General features: G+C 43.3%; 20 protein-coding genes and 1 pseudogene. 12 read left to right on the top strand and 9 right to left on the bottom strand.

Features of this window, described 5'->3' with window-relative positions; genetic code table 11:
• Positions 1-4 precede the first annotated feature (4 nt).
• The 3 genes from F0220_RS22600 to F0220_RS22590 all read right to left on the bottom strand — a co-directional run bounded on the left by F0220_RS22600 (position 5) and on the right by F0220_RS22590 (position 3558).
• Positions 5-871 carry an ABC transporter permease gene (locus tag F0220_RS22600; RefSeq protein WP_105599969.1) on the bottom strand — a complete coding sequence of 289 codons (867 nt, stop codon included), beginning with the start codon at positions 869-871 and terminating at the stop codon, positions 5-7.
• The gene (locus F0220_RS22595) at positions 871-1647 is read right to left on the bottom strand and encodes an ABC transporter ATP-binding protein (RefSeq protein WP_105599968.1); all 777 of its coding nucleotides are present in this window, start codon (positions 1645-1647) and stop codon (positions 871-873) included. The genes F0220_RS22600 and F0220_RS22595 overlap by 1 nt, the downstream gene beginning before the upstream one ends.
• Before the next feature lie 231 nt (positions 1648-1878).
• Complete coding sequence (locus F0220_RS22590) at positions 1879-3558, bottom strand: PucR family transcriptional regulator (protein WP_181155488.1); 1680 nt, start codon at positions 3556-3558, stop codon at positions 1879-1881.
• 224 nt (positions 3559-3782) lie between these two features.
• Here F0220_RS22590 and F0220_RS22585 point away from each other — a divergent pair, with 224 nt between their 5' ends.
• The 4 genes from F0220_RS22585 to F0220_RS22570 all read left to right on the top strand — a co-directional run bounded on the left by F0220_RS22585 (position 3783) and on the right by F0220_RS22570 (position 6233).
• Positions 3783-4259, top strand: a complete 477-nt coding sequence (locus F0220_RS22585) for a hypothetical protein (RefSeq protein ID WP_105599964.1) — start codon at positions 3783-3785, stop codon at positions 4257-4259.
• Between the two features lie 103 nt (positions 4260-4362).
• Positions 4363-4701, top strand: a complete 339-nt coding sequence (locus tag F0220_RS22580) for a hypothetical protein (RefSeq protein WP_105599962.1) — start codon at positions 4363-4365, stop codon at positions 4699-4701.
• Positions 4702-4827: 126 nt separating this feature from the next.
• On the top strand, positions 4828-5472 hold the full coding sequence (locus tag F0220_RS22575) for a hypothetical protein (RefSeq protein ID WP_105599961.1): 645 nt from the start codon (positions 4828-4830) through the stop codon (positions 5470-5472).
• Between the two features lie 248 nt (positions 5473-5720).
• Positions 5721-6233, top strand: coding sequence for a pilus assembly protein (locus F0220_RS22570; protein WP_146117045.1), 513 nt, complete (start codon positions 5721-5723; stop codon positions 6231-6233).
• Between the two features lie 330 nt (positions 6234-6563).
• Here the strand turns inward: F0220_RS22570 and F0220_RS22565 are convergent, their stop codons facing one another.
• Complete coding sequence (locus F0220_RS22565) at positions 6564-7292, bottom strand: SDR family oxidoreductase (RefSeq protein WP_105599957.1); 729 nt, start codon at positions 7290-7292, stop codon at positions 6564-6566.
• A gap of 197 nt (positions 7293-7489) precedes the next feature.
• Between F0220_RS22565 and F0220_RS22560 the strand changes: the two genes are divergently transcribed.
• Both F0220_RS22560 and arr read left to right on the top strand, forming a co-directional pair.
• Entirely contained in the window at positions 7490-7834 is a 345-nt protein-coding gene (locus F0220_RS22560) for a winged helix-turn-helix transcriptional regulator (RefSeq protein WP_105599956.1), read from the top strand.
• 21 nt (positions 7835-7855) lie between these two features.
• Complete coding sequence (gene arr / locus F0220_RS22555; protein ID WP_223199756.1) at positions 7856-8464, top strand: NAD(+)--rifampin ADP-ribosyltransferase; 609 nt, start codon at positions 7856-7858, stop codon at positions 8462-8464.
• 292 nt (positions 8465-8756) lie between these two features.
• On the opposite strand, the gene F0220_RS22550 is transcribed toward arr, so the two are convergent.
• The 3 genes and pseudogenes from F0220_RS22550 to F0220_RS33260 form a co-directional block, all read right to left on the bottom strand.
• Entirely contained in the window at positions 8757-9911 is a 1155-nt protein-coding gene (locus F0220_RS22550) for a DUF4179 domain-containing protein (RefSeq protein WP_105599953.1), read from the bottom strand.
• A complete protein-coding gene (locus tag F0220_RS33005) occupies positions 9908-10198 on the bottom strand; it encodes an RNA polymerase sigma factor (protein ID WP_223199755.1) in 291 nt (96 codons plus the stop codon). The genes F0220_RS22550 and F0220_RS33005 overlap by 4 nt, the downstream gene beginning before the upstream one ends.
• Before the next feature lie 29 nt (positions 10199-10227).
• Positions 10228-10293, bottom strand: a pseudogene (locus F0220_RS33260) (RNA polymerase); the annotation flags it as partial.
• Between the two features lie 542 nt (positions 10294-10835).
• On the opposite strand from F0220_RS33260, the gene F0220_RS22540 reads away from it, so the two are divergent.
• Both F0220_RS22540 and F0220_RS22535 read left to right on the top strand, forming a co-directional pair.
• On the top strand, positions 10836-11306 hold the full coding sequence (locus F0220_RS22540) for an NUDIX domain-containing protein (RefSeq protein WP_105599951.1): 471 nt from the start codon (positions 10836-10838) through the stop codon (positions 11304-11306).
• A gap of 105 nt (positions 11307-11411) precedes the next feature.
• Positions 11412-11846: a hypothetical protein gene (locus tag F0220_RS22535; RefSeq protein WP_105599949.1), complete on the top strand. Its 435-nt coding sequence runs from the start codon at positions 11412-11414 to the stop codon at positions 11844-11846.
• An 85-nt stretch (positions 11847-11931) separates the two neighbouring features.
• Here the strand turns inward: F0220_RS22535 and F0220_RS22530 are convergent, their stop codons facing one another.
• On the bottom strand, positions 11932-12357 hold the full coding sequence (locus F0220_RS22530; protein ID WP_146117046.1) for a hypothetical protein: 426 nt from the start codon (positions 12355-12357) through the stop codon (positions 11932-11934).
• Between the two features lie 375 nt (positions 12358-12732).
• Positions 12733-13095 (bottom strand): iron-sulfur cluster biosynthesis family protein, encoded by a 363-nt coding sequence (locus F0220_RS22525; protein WP_105599945.1) that lies wholly within the window; start codon positions 13093-13095, stop codon positions 12733-12735.
• A gap of 290 nt (positions 13096-13385) precedes the next feature.
• On the opposite strand from F0220_RS22525, the gene F0220_RS22520 reads away from it, so the two are divergent.
• The 4 genes from F0220_RS22520 to F0220_RS22505 all read left to right on the top strand — a co-directional run bounded on the left by F0220_RS22520 (position 13386) and on the right by F0220_RS22505 (position 17682).
• Positions 13386-14414: a LacI family DNA-binding transcriptional regulator gene (locus F0220_RS22520; protein ID WP_105599944.1), complete on the top strand. Its 1029-nt coding sequence runs from the start codon at positions 13386-13388 to the stop codon at positions 14412-14414.
• Positions 14415-14594: 180 nt separating this feature from the next.
• Positions 14595-15866, top strand: coding sequence for an ABC transporter substrate-binding protein (locus F0220_RS22515; RefSeq protein ID WP_091013486.1), 1272 nt, complete (start codon positions 14595-14597; stop codon positions 15864-15866).
• Between the two features lie 90 nt (positions 15867-15956).
• Complete coding sequence (locus tag F0220_RS22510) at positions 15957-16844, top strand: carbohydrate ABC transporter permease (RefSeq protein WP_091013489.1); 888 nt, start codon at positions 15957-15959, stop codon at positions 16842-16844.
• Positions 16837-17682 carry a carbohydrate ABC transporter permease gene (locus F0220_RS22505; protein ID WP_091013492.1) on the top strand — a complete coding sequence of 282 codons (846 nt, stop codon included), beginning with the start codon at positions 16837-16839 and terminating at the stop codon, positions 17680-17682. Before F0220_RS22510 ends, F0220_RS22505 begins: the two co-directional genes overlap by 8 nt.
• The last annotated feature ends 22 nt before the right edge of the window (positions 17683-17704 follow it).

Here is a 17704-nt window from a genome sequence, read left to right as displayed (position 1 = left end):
CAGCTTAGACAGATGTAGATTTGCTGCTGCTCTTGTTGTCATTCCATGGGAGGAGACGAGATTCGATATAACCGACACAGGTGTAAAGGAACATGGCAACCAGCATCAGCATGAACACGCCAACCCATACGGCTGGAAGGTTGAACAGGTTACCTTCGACGAATACCATATGTCCGAGTCCTTTGTCAGAAGAGATGAATTCTCCACCTACGACAGACACTAATGCCAAACCAATATTGATCCGGAAGGCCGAGATGATCCATGGCAGAGAGGAAGGAACGATAATTTTGCGGAAAATTTGTGATTTTTTTGCACCGAAGGATTTCATCAGATTAATCTGGGATTCGTCGATCTGATGAGTCGCTTGGTAGGCGGATAATAGCGCTACGATAAACGTTGCGACAGAGGCGAGAGCAATCTTGGAGAAGATGCCTGAACCGAACCAGATAATAATCATGGGGGCAAGTGCAATTTTCGGGATACCGTTCATAGCTACGATGAAGGGATCGAGTACACGGGCAACAGATTTGGAATACCACATGAGCAATCCTGCCAACGAGCCGATTAAGCTTCCTGCTACGAAGCCGATAACAGTGGCATTCACCGTTGCAAAAGCATCTGTAAGCAGTTGCCCTGAGCTGGCCATCGTGATGGCGGCATCCAGAATTGCGCTTGGTGATCCCATGAGGAATCCGTTAACCAGCTCCAAACGAACAGCGGATTCCCAGATCACCAGGATGACCGCTACAATAATGAATCTCCATAGCATCGTGGTTAGCCATTCTTTGGAGAAGGTGGACTGTCTGCGTTTGCTCTTCACAACTCCAGCAGGTTTTCCGGTAAGGGTAATTTCAGGTGATGTGCTCTTCATTAGCTGATCCTCCCCATTTGGATATCAAGCTCTGACCAGATCGATTCAAAATACTGTTTGAACTTGTGGTCGGAGCGGGCTTTCAATGCTGAGCCATATTGCGAGGCGAGACCAATGTCATACACTTGCTTCACGGTTGTTGGTCGTTTGCTCATGACGGCAATGCGGTCGGAGATGGCGATGGCTTCCTCAATGTCATGAGTGATAAGCACGCCTGTCTTGCCCTCGGATTTCAGGATGGACAAGATTTCATCTTCCAGAATGAGTCTGGTCTGATAATCCAGTGCGGAGAAGGGTTCGTCCAGTAGTATAATATCGGGCTGGGTAACGAGGGTACGTATGAGGGCTACACGTTGGCGCATACCGCCTGATAGTGTGGACGGATAGGCTTCTGCGAATGAAGCCAGGCCATAACGATCCAGATAATCCATGGCAATATCGCCGCGATCCTTTTTGGACATGCCCTTCACTTCCAAGCCTAGCGTGACATTGTCCAAGATGCTTCTCCAAGGCAGCAACAGATCCTTCTGCATCATATAGCCGACATGCCCGGTGGTCTGATTGATCTCTTCGCCACAGACGATAACCTTGCCATTCGTTGGCTTAAGCAGACCCGCGATAATATTGAAGATCGTACTCTTGCCACAGCCGCTCGGTCCTACGATACTGAAGAACTCCTGTTTCTTGATTTGCATCGAAACCTCAGCGAGTACTTGAATATCTTCTCCGGTTGCACTGACAAATGATTTGGATACGCCTTGTATCTGTATAGCCATGATAGGTAGCCCCTTTCCTACAGCCTGATAATGGTTTGTTTCTTGATGTGATTTGATGTTAATTAAAGTGACATTAATTAATATATTCCTAATCATATAGACTGTGGGTCCTGTTGTCATTAGTTACTTTGAACATAAAAATACAATTAAATCAGTTAAAATGAACAATTGAAGATTGGATATGAAAAGAAAAACAAAAGAGCGTGTCATTATACATGACACGCTCTCCGTTCAAGACGTATGATCAGCTTCGCTAAGGGCTGAATTAACATTCAGCAGCGACTCCAGTGCAAAGGCCAGACGGAAGCGCAGGCTCTCCATCGGGTCCTTGATGTTCCTGCCGGTTAGTTTCTCACATTTCTCCAACCTATAGATCACTGTATTGCGATGTACAAACAGCTCTTTCGCTGTATCGACGATCTGGCAATGATTCTCATAGAAAGAGGACAAAGTTTTCATAAGCTCGCTGCGCTCGTTTGGATCTCGGCCTTCGAAGGGTTTAAAGGTTTCTTGATGGAACTGCAACATTTCATCGTGGGGAATCATACGCAGCAGGCGACTTATATCCATCGTCTGATAGGAATGGGCGAAGCGGGTCTTTCGCATCTGATAGCCGGATTGAAGTGCCTTGACTGCTTCCTTGTAGGAAAGCCCGATATCCAGTACATTCGTGTAGGGATTGCCTATTCCGAAAGAAAGACTAAGCTGCGACGCCATATACAGATTGCCCGCAATCCACTCAAGCTGCTGAATAACAGTGTGTTCATCCCAAGATGATTCGGCCAAAAAGACGAGTATGCCGAACTGGTCATTCTTCGTGAACATGACAAAAGAAAGATCCAGTTTGGTGAACTCCTGCTTAATCAGCTCGTAATTAGCGTCTCGTTCCGAGATGAACCGCTCTTCTCCTGAGGGAGTGAGAATGTGATTAGGTTTGTTCGTTAAAGGTTCATCCATCTTGGCGATGATGAGAACGGAACTTCCTTTTGCCTGCAGCCCGTATTTCTTGCCGCGATGCAGCGCTTCTTGTTCCGAACGAATGAAGCCTTGAATGAGATCGGAGAAATATTCATTTTTGTAACGGCGGGAGCGTTCCTTGACCGCTTGCTTCTTGGTTAACTCCAGACCGATTACATTGACGGCTTGTTCCAGTGCCAGAGTGGAGAGCTTAGAGCTTGCGGAACTGTCGTATAGTGCGATCAAATAGCCCTCGTGCCGATCCGTGAAGATGGGATGAAACTCGGCATGTCGATATTTCTCAGCGGTAAGCAGACAGATTGAGATTGTGGTATGGAAGGAAGGGTGCTCATCTATAAATGTCAGTAAGGGTGCGGCGAGAGACTGGTCATCCATCTGTTCTGCATAATGGGAGCTGGCCGTAATCTGTTTCTTGGAGCCAAGCAGCAGTACAGGTGAGGATAACAACTGAGACAACGTATCTACGATAGAGGGGATGCCTTTTCCTTGCATCACCATCGTGGAAAATTGCTTGTGAATAGACAAGGCATAGTGGAGCTCATGGGTTTTGTTCTGTAGGATGGCACTGATCGAATGTTGAAATATTTCACCGAGTGTATTGTCTATCTCAGACAGCTCAATGATCGGGAAGCCCAGCCTGTCCGCTGTCTCGAGCAGTTGCGGAGATAATTCAAGAGAGAAGCGCTGTGTCTTGACAGCAAGCGCCGCACAACCAATCGCATGCATGTCAGTAATGAATCCAAGATGAGCTTCGGGCCGGTCTTTCAGGATATAACCGTTGGTCAGCAGCATATCTCCGGGTTTCAGGAATTGTACAATATCTGGCGCGTCCATAATATTAATCGATTGCACCAAGCGATCTAGTCCGCGATGTCCGGCAATAACCTTTGCTTTGGAGAGAATGGGGATAGTCAATAACTGTTGCAGATCCATCTTCAACCCACCGCTTTCGTCATAATATGTTATAAAATCTAACATTAAGTGAGGTGGGCGTAAAGAAGAGTTTGGATAAAGAGGCTAAGCCTTCGGAAATCCAATGCAAACAAATTTCTCATAAATACAAAAACTTTCCAATAATTCAATGCGTTATACTAAGTAGATCTAAAGAAATTTGATCACTATTACCAACTCTATCACTAAAAAGGAGTTCTCGATCCATGACAGGGAAAAGAATAGTATCGCTTTTACTTGCTGGTGTTATTACTGGTTCTATCTTAGTTGTATCGACTACAACTGCGGAAAGAGTCGTAGCCCAAACTCCGATGGAAGCCGCAACTGAGTACTTTGATGCTTACATTGCTAAGGATGTAGAGGGGATGATGTTCTATGCTAAAGATACAAACTATTTGGATGAGAAGAGTCGTGAAGAAGGATATGTAAAGGACTTGAAGACCAATCCAACTACAGGGTATGAGATTGTGGAAAGCAAACAAATCAACATGGATGAAGTTCAACTTTATGTCGTTCAAAAGTATGCAGGACAAGACTACGAACAGTCACCACCACTCCCGTATAAAATTTTCAAAAGCAAAAATGGATGGAAGGTTTTAGTAGAGCCACTAGAAATCAATACATGGACAGGTGAAGTCACGAAAGGTACACCGATTCACGCTATGCAGTATACAGATTATTAGTTGTTGTATCTGTCTTCTACTAAAACATAGGCCCACTTGAACTAGAAGGCAATGGATATATGAATGCATACTATAGAAACGATTGAGGAGTGAGTGACATTCAGTGAAAAAATTATTGGTTAGTACGGCATTGATAATGACTGTTTCGGCAGTGGCTGCTTTAAGTATTTATGCTGGTCATCATAATGATGATGCTACAGCGGATAACCCAAACTATCCATATTTTGGTCCAGGAGTAAAATTATCAGAAGAGGAAATAAATAGAGCTTTAGAAAATGTCAGTGGTATAACGACTTCTTTTGGAACATTTAAAAGGGTAACCGAGAAAGACCCCTACATTACCGAGAAGGAAACGGTTGATAACTTAGATCATTTAACGGCCGATACCAAACAAATTTTTTCTCATGGTAATTATTTTGTGAAAAGCGATTCCGAGAAATAAATTTGTCATAAAAGGAAGCTAGGAAAGGCGGTGTAAAATGCCAGCGACTTGGACATTTAGTGCAAATAGGACAAGAGACATTCTCCCTTATAAGAAAATAATCTTATACTAGGAGCTGTTCATACTATGAAAGTTTCAGACCGACTATTAAGACAGTATTTAGATCATGTTTATTGGACATGTGGAGGCCCTTGCGGCGGAAAAAGCACGATGACTAATTTGCTTTCTTCAAAATGGAATATGAATTATTATTCTTCAGACGACCACACTTTCGATTATCAAAAAAAGGCTAATCCACAGGATCATCCAGCAATTTTGCGACATTTCATTGATTGGGAATGGTTCTTTTTAGGACGAGGGAATGATAGAAATCACTGGTTAAATTCCGTGTTTGACGAAAGTGTGGAGTTTATCATCTTGGATTTGTTACAGATGGGGAAAGAGAAGCCAATCGTAGTAGATACTTTTATGGAACCTGCTTATCTAAGGGAGATTGCTGACCCCAACCGAGTTATTTATATGTTTGCAGAAGATGACCTCATTCGAGCAGATTATCTGGATCGAGATCATCTGAGAGGCATGGAAGATTTGTTTCCTAGTTTATCAGATCCACAACGTGCACGGGACGAAACATTAAACACAGTGGTTAGAGCATCGAATCATTATCTGCAACAAGCAGAGCAGTATCAATTAAAATGGTTTATGAGAACATCTCAGTCCAATAAAGAGCAGATGTTATTAGAAGTTGAGAGGCATTTCGGTTTTAAATGATACTGAAGTGTTAATGATATCAGTCCCAGTCGTCATTTGTTACACTAAGGGAATACGATAGGTCAATAAACCACATAAAGTAGCCGATTAACCTAATCGGCTGCTTTTGTTCAGGTGACGGGCAGGTTAACTCAATGTCATCTTGCGAATTACAAGTGTAACTTTTGACTAATTAATAGCGTTGTTCGTCACAAGTGATTTTTTACAGGTTAAAGAAAAACTAATAAAAGAATATGAGGGATGAAGTATTGAAGAAAAAGAGACTATTTTATATTGTTGTAACATTAGCCTTAACAACAGTGACCCTAACTGCCTGTGATTCAACAAGTCCAACTCAAGAGAATTTGTCTCCTCCAAAATCTGTTGTATTTTCAAGCAAGTCCGAAAGTGAAATCCTTTCTAATTATTTAAGTGAACAAGCGAGTAAACCCTCCCACTTTATTGCTTCTGGAGGAGCTACGGTGCAGCAACCCTTTTCCTTAAATCCGGAATTTGTACATATAAAACTGCTTATGAAGAACAATAGTAGCCATGAAGTCAATGTTAGTTTAACGCACTTGGATACTAATAGAGTGTATCTCTCTAGAACAATTGCTCCCGGGGAATCGTTAGATTGGATAAATGTTAAAGAAGGTTACTCAGAAGGTATGAGTACTGGAGACTACTTGCTTCAATGGAGTGGTGGCGGTTATCGTGTTGATGGGGAAGTATGGGGATCAGCTTGTTCAGAGTTGGACGATGTTGTTGATCTATCTTATTGAACTAACGGGCAGGTTAGTTTAAATACATATTCAACTTAGCAATCAATATTAAATGTACATTACTGGATTGTAGATCGCAGATTGCGAAGTTATGGAGTCAATTAATACAGCCCTATGCAAACCCGCTCTAAGCGCGTTTTTTTCATTTTAAAGGGTCAAGTTCATGTCCTTGGTCAGACACATGAATTTGACCCTATTCCGATAGTGGACATGAACAAATCCTTATAGCCGTTGATTACACAGAATGTCTACTCTGCTACTCTGGTGAGTGGGACGGGGTAAACTGCATATAGCTTGCGGAATACTCAGAAACTGCACGGGTAAAATGGTTTACCAAGGCACAACTCCATTTTCATCAAAAAAGCTACCCGTTGGACCATCATTATTGATTGTGGCGAGCTTAACTACACTGGAAGCTGCTTGTTCGACTGTGCGATAGCCAGTATTACCATTTAAATCGGTAGCTGTAAATCCAGGGCAAACCGAGTTGATTTTAATAGGAGTATCTCTTAATTCTTTAGCAAAGAAAACAGTTAAAGCATTTACAGCCGTTTTGGAACTATTATAGGCGAGCGAATTCACATTATAAAATTCCGACGTTGGGTCTGAATTCAAAGTTAAGGAACCTAATGCGCTGGAAAGATTTACGATTCTTCCGGCAGAAGATTTTTGGAGCAATGGAAGTAATGCAGTGATGACAGAAAATACGCCAAAAACGTTTGTCTCATAAGTATTCTTGAGAACGGACAGTTCCAGTTCCCTTGGAGATGTGTTGCCTTCAAAAAACACGCCTGCATTATTAATCAAGATATCAAGGTATCCATATTCTTGTTCAATCCATTCTACTGCGGAGAGAACGGAGCTGGGTTTTGTGACATCAAGAACCACCGTTTTAGCTTTAATGTTCTCCGTTTCCAAGCGCGTTACGGCCTCATGTCCTTTTTCTTCGCTTCTTGCTCCTATTAAAATCTCATACCCCATGTTTCCCAATTGTCTTGCTGTCTCAAAACCAATACCTTTGTTGCCGCCTGTAATTAATACGATCTTGGATTTATTCATAAAATTTCCTCCCTAATCTGTTTTTACAATCTGTACCTACAAAAGTGTATTTATTTCTTATAGTTGTGACTGCTAGTTAGATTCTCTCATTGTAACCGTGATATATCTCCTTTCATTTCTGATATAGTTAATATAGTGGAAATGATTGATACTTATAAGTACGCACATTTTTGTAACTTAATGAATGGAGTGGCAATATGGGATATGGATTAAAAAATTATGGCGACTGCAGTGAAGAGGTTATAAAGGCCTGTCCTGTTGAAATGGTTTTACATATGATAGGAGGAAAATGGAAGGGAATCATTATCGACATTATATCCGAAAAATCGGTCAGATTTAATGAACTTAAACGATTAATACCAGGGATTACACAACGGATGTTGACTTTACAACTCAGGGAACTCGAGGCGGATGGGATTGTGAAGAGGGTCGTAGAAGACACTGTGCCACCCAAAGTAGAATACTCCCTGACTGAACAAGGAAATAAATTGTCGAGTATCATCGAGTCTATAAGAGTATGGGGAAAAGAGTTTCAATCCTAAGTCTGCGATCGGGAAGTCTTAATGAATAGCCGTGTCGGAAATCGTAGGCGTCTCCATTTTTCACCGCGCCGCATAGCGGGATTCAACCATGATATTTTACACCTTACTAACTTGTTTATTATTTGTTTTAATCGTATTTTTGGCACTATGGATGTATTATGCAAGAGAAATTTAAGGGCAGGTTATGATAAAATAGAGGATCTTACTAAATTTGGGGGTGGTGGCGAGATGGCTGAAATTCTTGACAAAGGTCCTTTTTATCATGGGACACGAGCAGATTTGCAGATTGGGGACTTGCTTACAGCTGGCTTTCGTTCAAATTACAATTCGGATGTTGTGATGAATCACATTTATTTTACAGCTTTGCGTGATGGGGCTGGGTTAGCTGCGGAGTTGGCAAAAGGCGGTGGTGAACCGCGCGTGTATCTTGTTGAACCAACAGGGGAATGGGAAAATGACCCAAATGTGACGGATAAGAAATTCCCAGGTAATCCGACGCGATCATATCGCAGCAAAGCCCCACTAAAAATTGTTGGCGAAGTGAAAGATTGGGTGCGACAAACGCCTGAACAACTCGCAGTTTGGCATAAACGCTTGGCGAAAATAGATAAAGGCGAGATTCTAAATTAGTCTAACTATTAACACAAAAAAAGTAGCTGATCCATGTGATCGGCTGCTTTTTTTGAAATAACGGACAGGTTAGCGCAACATAGTATAAAAGTAATTAAACAAGGGTTCTAATGGTTGGCGAAGTAAAGGCTGAATGGATATCTATCAATACACTAGTGAACAAGATGAATTGACTTAGGCTAGACAGGGGTTAAATTCATTTACATAAAAAGACGAAACCATTTACGGCTTCGTCTTTTATAGGTTTGCAACCTTTTTAATACTAGATATTAAGGTTCTTTTTACAGCTGCACTATTGCACAGAAAGTACAGTCTCTAGCTCAGGGATGTATTTCTTGACCATACGTTTGTCTTCCCACCGTCCTATAACCTCAGCTGGGGCTTGACCTTCGGATACGACTAAGTACGGTTTGATGGTTACGGTACGCGGTAGCGTCTTGAAGGGTTCAAAGCGAATATTATAAGATTCGCTAATGGGGTGAGAACCGATGGGCTTCAGTTGAACGCCATGTTCATCCACAATATCATATTGAAGAGCAATGATTCCCCCGTTAGCACCCTTGTATTCCGAAGGGATAGAAGCGAGCATCTTTTCTATGCTCTGGTCCGGATTGGTTTTGTACTCAACGGATAACTGCGTTGTGATAGGGGTGATTTCCAGCTTGCTGATCTGCAAGTTAATGTTATCATGATGCTTGGTCTCCTCTGAAGTGAGAACGGTAACGGGCGTAGTTTTTGTAACAGGCAGAACGAATTGGAACGGGACATCGTAACCCTTTAACGTTACATTTACACTCAAGTCAAACTGATCAGGGAACTGGACATTCTGCTCTGTGACAGTAGTGTTGGTAACCTGAACGATTAAGCTGGAAGCATTCTTACCGTCCATAAAATCGGAATTCCAGCTCAGAGGCTGGCCTTTATAAAGGACCTCTAACGTATCCACTGCCCCTCTATTGGCATCAGAAGACAGCGAATTGGGCTCCGAATCCAGGCGATTTCCAGGAGTGGTTACGTTCATAAGAATGCGGGTTCCGTCAAATAACAACGTTGGAATATTCATAGTCACGTTGCCATGGGTCACGCTTTGATTTACGTTTGTGATGAAATCATCAGCTTGTTGAAGACCGGGATCTAAGTTGTTTTTTCCCCATAATGAATAGATTTGTCCTAGGACCGGAATTTGCTTGAGAGCATCAGCCATTGCGGGCGATACAAAGCCGGAAGCAATGAGTGTCACTCCAAGGATTGTAGCGGCTGCAGTGGAAACCCACCATTTATTAAAAGTTCTTGAACCATTTGTTTTTCGCTCAATCGAGGAAACGGAATTATCGGTTTCTCTGATGATTTGGTAAGTCTCATTCATCTTGGAGCGGGCAACATCCGATAACTGATTAGGAAGTAGGCTTTGGCAGCTCTTTAATTGTTCTTCTAACTTAGTGTTCACGATGTCGCAACTCCTTTTTTTTGATTGATTTGAGATGAATGTTTTAGCTTTTTACGGGCGCGATGCAGCCGGGTCTTCACGGCTACCTTAGAAATTTCGAGAATGTCGGAAATTTGGCTGATCGGCATGTCCTGTAGGTAATGAAGCAGAATCACAGTCCGTAGATTCTCCTCCAGATGTTGAACGGCATCCCACAATTCGATTTTCTCATAATCCTTGGAAGTGGAAGTGACTTCGGCTCTCCGTAAGGAAGCGTTCTGGAGCTGCTTTTGACCATTTTGTTGCATTCATTAATCAGAATCCGGAAGATCCATGTTTTGAAAAAAGCGGACTCTCTGAGTGTGTGGATGGACTTAAAGGCTTTAAGCATTGTCTCCTGCAGGGCATCTGCACAATCTTCGTCATTGTTGACGATGGACCTTGCAGTTCTATATCAAGGTAACTCCATCTCTAGCATCAACTGCACGAATGCTTCAGGATCCCCAGCTTTGGCTTTGATGACAATAGAATCTGTATGCAAGGGTTCACCTGCTTTCTTACTAAAAGTATTAGAATGTTCGTAACGTTACTTATATATTAGATCGGGTAGGTAGTTAAAAGGTTACATGAAAAAAACGTATTCTAGTAATTCATCCCGTTTGTGAGACAGGTACTCGTAACCTTGACCCGGGATGTTGTTGAGCCTAGGTTTATCGAAAGTCGCTTTTTATGGATTTAGGATAAACGATGGCGATTATCCAAGAGACGATATAGGTAAATGAGCAAAATTATATACTTGACTCTAACGTACAATAATGGGTATTATTTCCACATATCGATGATTAGGAGAATGGCCTAACGCTATTCGCGCTTCCCATCCTGTGTTATATGAACTAGGTCTAGCGCGTTTTTTTATTTTTGTTACAAAGAAATGGAGGAAAGTAAATGGCAATCATGACAGATTCAAGAGGTAACATTTTTCTAGAATTTATTCGTCTCGAGTACGATAAGGTCATTACAAGTAAACTGGATGCTCCATTAACACATGCTCTAATTGTGGTAAAGTGCCAAGGGAAGTATCTATTCATGCATAATAAGTGGAGAAAAAACTGGGAACTTCCAGGGGGGATTATTGAAGCTGGAGAGAATGCGGAGCAATGTGTAATTAGAGAATTGTATGAGGAAACCAATCAAATTCTGGATACAGCTGAATTCAAAGGGCTAATGAAGTTTAGACTCCAGCCAAGTTTTCATGGACCGGAACGGACAGAGTATGGAGCTCTGTTCATGGGTGAACTGTGCAAACTTGATGATTTTGTTGAAAACGATGAAGCTTCTTCAATAATTCTTTGGGATGGCACATCCGAGATTGGTGATATCGCAGAAATAGATAGGAAGTTAATTGAATTCGTGTGATAAATGATTGAACCATTGGTAAACGATATTTCAGGGGAATCAATGAACGAATTGAGCAACCCTCTCCATATATCATTCGTTAGAGTATGAGAGAGGTGATGTGAAATGAATAAAATGAGTAATAGCATCTTAATGTTGGTATCAGTGGTATCCGCGATGTTATCTGGGTGTTCATCAACAGAGAAACTTGAAGATACAGTTACTGAACGTGTAGTCGCATCTGATTTTGTTCTCGAAGTAACAACACCAACTGTTATAGGCACGGGTGAGACAATGAAAGTAAAAGGGACTTTAAAATATACAGGTATTAAACCCGTTGAAGTTACCCATGGAAAACCTATAATTCGTTTCTCCTTCTCCGGTAGTAACGAGGAGCGTAATTATACGGATGTAGGATATGTAACTGAATTTATATCAGGTCAAGTGGTTGAGGTTGAAGATGAATTTATGGTAACCAAAAAAGGGAAACAAAATCTCATTGTGGATATGACCGCGGATATCTCTTTAACCATGAATCCAATTGAAATTCTTGTGAAGTAATTTTAGTTACATTGAGTTGTCGGGTAGATAAGTACGCTTAATGGATTTGTTTGTGAATAAACCAAAGCAAAAGAGAGCCAGACGTTTAAGTCAGGCTCTTCTTGGCGATGTATTGTGTCTCTGTGTCATTTGAATCCTGGCGCTTTAAGAATATCTTACTTGGTCGATGTAAGAGCACAACTAACAAGGCGAATAGTTGAATAAGTCCAGTTAATAATCCTTCATTCAGTAGTCCGATAAATAAAGCGATACTCAGGAACGTAACAGTCGATCTGAATTGTCGTTTGGTGATGCAAATGATAGCAAGCAAACTAGGAATGATCAAAAATATGATTCTCCCAGTAATTTCATTAGAGAAATTAATCAGATCATTGCCGTTCACTTGATAACCGGCGAAGGCTTCAGGATTTTGACTGAAAATATAGAGAAATACACTGAAAGAAACAATAAGGTATATAACTTTAATACTCAACAAGATGCGGACTACGTTCAGGATTGTGGGTAACTTCATAAGTTTCAATTTTCCTCTCCTCGACACTTCTAAACGGATACATTGTCTAACCGTGTTTTTGGTATAACTAGACTCATATCTTTAATCAGGTATTCCATTTTGTGTATCTCCCAAATTCATATGTGGTTATCTAAGTATACGGTTTGCTTGTAATTATTTGTATTAAACTAAAGTCCATATTAATTAATCAAATTTTCACCTCTTTTGTCCTGAAAAATGGTCGGAAATAGAGCGGCAGAGGTACAGAGGCACTGCACGAATATGAAATGTTTTCGAAAAGAATGCCTAATGAACTCATCGAAATTTATAAAAAAACCTCCTGTCCCACGGAGCATATGGGATTGGGAGGTTTTGATTATAGTGCATATTCAACGTTTATCGTACAAACCATCCAGTGGGCTGAGGGGCTACGTCTGCGGTATCTCGTAAATCATGGACTTTAACATTACTGCCATAGATCATGGAATCACTACTTAATCGGAATGAAGGGAAACTGTGCTCGGATTGCAGACTCAGAGAGGGTTCAAAGTAAATCTGCTGCTGTTTGTTGATTACAAAGGGAAGCGACCCCGCTTCTACGGTAACATCATCGCTATCCGGTTCGTTTAAGATCAGAAGTACCGCAATTCCGTCACAACCGCATCCATCGGTATCATAAAACAATTTGAAATAGCCTGGTCGATCTCCCAGCTTTTCAGTAAGTCTTGCTTCTGCCAGCGGACTGACTTGAATGATCATGACGTTGTTCACACTCCTCTAATCTCCAATGAATTCGCTTACAATTTAATATATGGACCATAAACGCAGATTAGAAGGTGAAATAAAGAAAAGCAAACATGTCCGGTTGAAAATATTGACGCTAATGCGTAATACAACGAACAATTCACGTATGAATGTCATACCCGGAACTTCTATGGGTTCAGTGTGAAATCATTCGCCCAACAATGAAACCCATTTCATCGGCATTCCTTATCTGGTATGATAAGCAGGGAAAATAGGGAAAATTAGAGAAAAAGGAAGGTTCCGCTATGACACCGATCACCATATACGACATCGCCAAGGAAGCAAATGTATCTGTCGCGACGGTCTCCCGGGTACTGAATGATACGGCACCTGTGCGTGCAAGCACCCGAGAGAAGATTATGTCCATCATCGAAAAACACCAGTTTCAGCCCAATGCGCAGGCGCGCAGTCTGATCAAGAAAGAGACGGGCACCATTGCCATCATCCTGCCGGACATTACAAACCCGTTTTTCCCGGAAGTGTTCTGGGGTGCGGAGAATGAGGCTCGCGGATTGGGGTATACCTTCTTTCTGTGCAATACCGCAGGCGACTACAACAGGGAGTCTGAATATTTGTCCATCTTGCGAGAAAAGCGGGTAGACGGAATTATTTTTCTCGGCGGGCGAATCAACATGCAGGTCTGTCCGGATGACATGGCGCAGGAATTGATTGATATGGGCAAACGCATGCCGATCGTGCTGGTCAATGGCAATATTGCCAAAGGCGGGTTCCACCGGGTGTACACCGATGAAGGAGCAGGGGCGGCCCTTGCAGCTGAGCATTTGCTTGAACTGGGGCATCGCGATATCGCCTTTGTCGGCGGGCTGAAAGAGTTATCAACCACCATGGTCAAGGTCAGAGCTGTGCAGAAGAAACTTCGGGAGCATGGGCTCGAAATACCAAAAGAACGGCAACTGCTCGGCAGCTTCTCCATCGACGATGGCAAACGGGAAATGTCCAAACTGCTGGATCGGGACAATCCGCCAACCGCGGTCATATGTGTGAATGACAATACGGCCATTGGTGCAATCAAGTCGACGATTGAGCATGGGCTCTCGATTCCACAGGATATATCCATTGTGGGTTATGATGATACACCTCTTGCCAGTGCGGTTATACCGGAACTGACGACCGTTTCCCAGAACACATATCAGCTTGGCAAACAGGCTGTGGATGTGCTGCATGAGCTGATTAACCAAGGCAAACCGAAGAAGCAGATCATTCTGCAACCGGAGCTGATTGTGCGTCAAAGTACAGGACCTGCTGCAAGATAAAGGGCCTGTAATTGGAAAAGAAAGCGTTGACATTTCCTCGAAGGGTGAAATATAATGAGTGCGTGAATGAAACCCCTTTCATAAAGTGGAACGGGTTTTATGTTTCAGCTTAATGAAACCCATTTCATGAAACGGGTTTCAGTGTGGTCATCCATTCATTAGTTCAAGGGGGCGTAACGTATGAGAAGAAGTCTAAAGGTCATTTCGTTATTGATGCTGGTCATGGTAATGGGTCTGACAGCCTGCAGTAGCGGGAGTAAAAACGGTTCTTCCGGCGAGTCCGGTGGCAAGGTTGATCTAAGCATGACGATCTGGGGCTCGGAGGATGAGAAGAAGATTTATCAGGAACGACTCGACATTGTGAAACAGACGTATCCCGATATCAACGTGAAGCTGAACGTGGTTGCAGGAGATTATGACCAGAAGGTACAGACGATGATCGCCGGGGGAACAGCACCGGACATCATGATGATTGCCGAGAACTATCAGGCCTACGCCTCCAAGAATCAGATTATACCGCTGGATGACATGATTAAGGCGAACAATGTGAACATGTCTGAGCGTTATTCCGATGATATAGCAAACCTCATGAAATATGATGGCAAGCAATTTGGTTTGCCGGATCGGGCAGGCGCAATGGTCCTCTTTTATAACAAAGATCTGTTTGATAAAGCCGGGGTGGAATACCCAACCAAAGATTGGACGCAGGACGATCTGATGGCGGCTGCTCAGAAGCTGACGGTGAAGGAGAACGGCAAAACGACTCAATGGGGCTACTACCCAGGCAGCTGGTGGCCGCAATGGATGCAACTGATCTACCAGAACGGTGGCTCATTGTTCGATGAGAGTGGCAAACCAACTTTCGATACGGAGCCTGTGCGTAAAGCATTGCAATTCATGAATGATCTGACCTTCACCCACGGTGCAGGACCAACGCCAACTGAGATTGCCGACATGGGGAATATCGGAGCCGATCCGCTGTTTGCACAAGGCAAGATCGCCATGGAAACAACCGGTTTCTGGAACATTGGTTCGCTTGCTAAGGTCGAAGGCATCAACTGGGATATTTCTCCGGTATGGGGCGAAACAAACGCATTCTTCAACGGTTTAACGATTACCAACGCTTCCAAACACAAGGAAGAGGCATTCAAAGTGATTGAAGCAATGACGACACCAGAAGCGCAGATGCCAATGGTCAAAGCCGGTCAGGATGCTCCTGCAACCAAAGCGGGTCTGTCCAGTGATGAATTCCTCAATGCTGAATATGGTGGCAAAAAAATTAACATGGCTGCGTTCAGTGAATCGACGATCTATGCAGAACCATTCAACCCGCAATGGAACGAAATGATGAAGCTCATTAACGACAAGCTGGGTGTGTACTTCAATAACAAAGCTTCGCTTGATGATACCGTAACCGAAATCCAGAGTGGACTGGAAAGACTCTACAAATAGAGGTTGTTCAAATAGCATCGACAGGAGGACAGGTGGAATTCGGCGTGAATGCGGATTTCATCTGCTCTCTGCGTCATGGGAGGGCTTAACGTGAAAAAAAAGGACGGGAAATGGTTTTATATCTTCATCTCGCCTTGGCTGCTCGGATTTCTGGGGCTGACCCTGGGACCAATCCTATTTTCCATCTATATGAGCTTCACGAACTGGGATCTGTTCCAGTCCCCTGAATTTATCGGTATAGACAACTACAAAACACTGTTGACGGATGACCCGATCTTCTGGAAAGCGGTGGGAAATACGTTCTTCTACGCCCTGATATCGATCCCGCTGGGCATGTCGATCTCGCTCTGGATCGCGTATTACCTGAACAAGAAGATCAAAGGTATTACTTTCTTCCGGATTCTGTTCTACCTGCCTTCCGTCGTTCCGGTGGTTGCGAGTTCATTGCTCTTCATCCACTTGCTTGCGCCGACGGAAGGATTGATCAATCAGGCACTTGCGATCTTCGGTATTCAGGGTCCTGCCTGGCTTCTTGATCCGAACTGGGTTAAACCTGCATTGATTCTCATGTCCTTATGGGGTGTGGGTGGTGGTGTGGTATTACTGCTTGCAGGTATGAAAGGAATACCGCAGGAATTCTACGAGGCCGCTGCCATCGACGGTGCGAAAAGTACACAATCGTTCTTCCATATTACATTCCCGATGCTGACTCCCGTCATTTTCTTCAATCTCGTGACTGGCATGATCGGAGCGCTCCAGACCTTCGCGCAGGTATTCATCGTCACTGCCGGCGGACCTGATAATTCAAGTCAGATGGTCGTTCCCTACTTGTTCCAGAATGCGTTCCAATTCTACAAAATGGGATATGCATCGGCGATTGCGTGGGTATTATTCATTATCATCATGGCGTTGACACTGGTTGTATTCCGTTCATCGGCGCTATGGGTGCATTACGAGGAGGGAAAAGCCAATGAGTAATCCATCGACTGTGGAGAAGACGATATCCTACATTTTTCTGATTCTGGTCGGGGTGCTGCTTGCTTCACCTTTCCTGTACATGATCTCCATTGCACTGGCAAGTGACGCAACAACCGTCAAGTCAGCCTTTACCTTCGTACCGATGGAGTTCCAATGGTCGAACTTCTATACGATCTTCACGAATAACAATCTTGGTACGTATCTCAAAAACTCGATTATCATCACCGTCTTTACGATTGTCGGATCGGTATTATCAGCTTCGGTCGTATCCTACGGCTTCGCCCGGATCAAAGCGAAAGGAAGCCGTTTCCTGTTTATTGTGTTGCTCAGTACGATGATGATTCCGGGTGAGGTGACGATGGTGCCGCAGTTCATCATCTTCCGTCACCTGGACTGGATTAATACATTTTACCCGCTGATCGTACCGAGCTTCTTCGCTGGGGCATTCAACGTATTCCTGATTCGACAGTTCGTCATGAGTATTCCCAAATCACTGGATGAAGCCGCCATGATCGACGGAATGGGCCACCCGGGAATCTATTGGAGGATCATACTGCCACTGACGTATCCAATTCTGGCGGCCATTGCGATCTTCTCGTTTTCCTATAACTGGGGCAACTTCATGGGGCCGCTCATCTATATCAATGACCCGGAGAAAATGCCGCTTGCACTCGGGGTGCAGCTGTTGACTACGGTAGGTGGCGGACAGATGCCGCCTTGGAACCTTGTCATGATCGCTTCCCTTTTCCTCACCATTCCGATGGTGCTGGTCTATCTGTTCGGACAACGTTATGTCTATGAAGCGAACATTAGCGGCGGAAGCAGCGGAATCAAGTAACAGTAGGTGTGTAGCGTGTATG

Origin of the sequence: Paenibacillus sp. 37 (genome assembly GCF_008386395.1) — a bacterium.
GTDB classification, from domain to species: domain Bacteria; phylum Bacillota; class Bacilli; order Paenibacillales; family Paenibacillaceae; genus Paenibacillus; species Paenibacillus amylolyticus_B.
Note: the sequence above shows the minus strand (reverse complement) of the source record. Positions and strands in the feature narration are given on the sequence as shown.

Bases quoted from the DNA above. Each gene is read 5' to 3' on its own strand.
- F0220_RS22600 (WP_105599969.1), bottom strand. From the start codon at position 871: ATGAAGAGCACATCACCTGAAATTACCCTTACCGGAAAACCTGCTGGA.
- F0220_RS22595 (WP_105599968.1), bottom strand. From the start codon at position 1,647: ATGGCTATACAGATACAAGGCGTATCCAAATCATTTGTCAGTGCAACC.
- F0220_RS22590 (WP_181155488.1), bottom strand. From the start codon at position 3,558: ATGGATCTGCAACAGTTATTGACTATCCCCATTCTCTCCAAAGCAAAG.
- F0220_RS22585 (WP_105599964.1), top strand. From the start codon at position 3,783: ATGACAGGGAAAAGAATAGTATCGCTTTTACTTGCTGGTGTTATTACT.
- F0220_RS22575 (WP_105599961.1), top strand. From the start codon at position 4,828: ATGAAAGTTTCAGACCGACTATTAAGACAGTATTTAGATCATGTTTAT.
- F0220_RS22565 (WP_105599957.1), bottom strand. From the start codon at position 7,292: ATGAATAAATCCAAGATCGTATTAATTACAGGCGGCAACAAAGGTATT.
- F0220_RS22560 (WP_105599956.1), top strand. From the start codon at position 7,490: ATGGGATATGGATTAAAAAATTATGGCGACTGCAGTGAAGAGGTTATA.
- arr (WP_223199756.1), top strand. From the start codon at position 7,856: ATGAATAGCCGTGTCGGAAATCGTAGGCGTCTCCATTTTTCACCGCGC.
- F0220_RS33005 (WP_223199755.1), bottom strand. From the start codon at position 10,198: ATGCAACAAAATGGTCAAAAGCAGCTCCAGAACGCTTCCTTACGGAGA.
- F0220_RS22540 (WP_105599951.1), top strand. From the start codon at position 10,836: ATGGCAATCATGACAGATTCAAGAGGTAACATTTTTCTAGAATTTATT.
- F0220_RS22535 (WP_105599949.1), top strand. From the start codon at position 11,412: ATGAATAAAATGAGTAATAGCATCTTAATGTTGGTATCAGTGGTATCC.
- F0220_RS22530 (WP_146117046.1), bottom strand. From the start codon at position 12,357: ATGAAGTTACCCACAATCCTGAACGTAGTCCGCATCTTGTTGAGTATT.
- F0220_RS22525 (WP_105599945.1), bottom strand. From the start codon at position 13,095: ATGATCATTCAAGTCAGTCCGCTGGCAGAAGCAAGACTTACTGAAAAG.
- F0220_RS22520 (WP_105599944.1), top strand. From the start codon at position 13,386: ATGACACCGATCACCATATACGACATCGCCAAGGAAGCAAATGTATCT.
- F0220_RS22515 (WP_091013486.1), top strand. From the start codon at position 14,595: ATGAGAAGAAGTCTAAAGGTCATTTCGTTATTGATGCTGGTCATGGTA.
- F0220_RS22505 (WP_091013492.1), top strand. From the start codon at position 16,837: ATGAGTAATCCATCGACTGTGGAGAAGACGATATCCTACATTTTTCTG.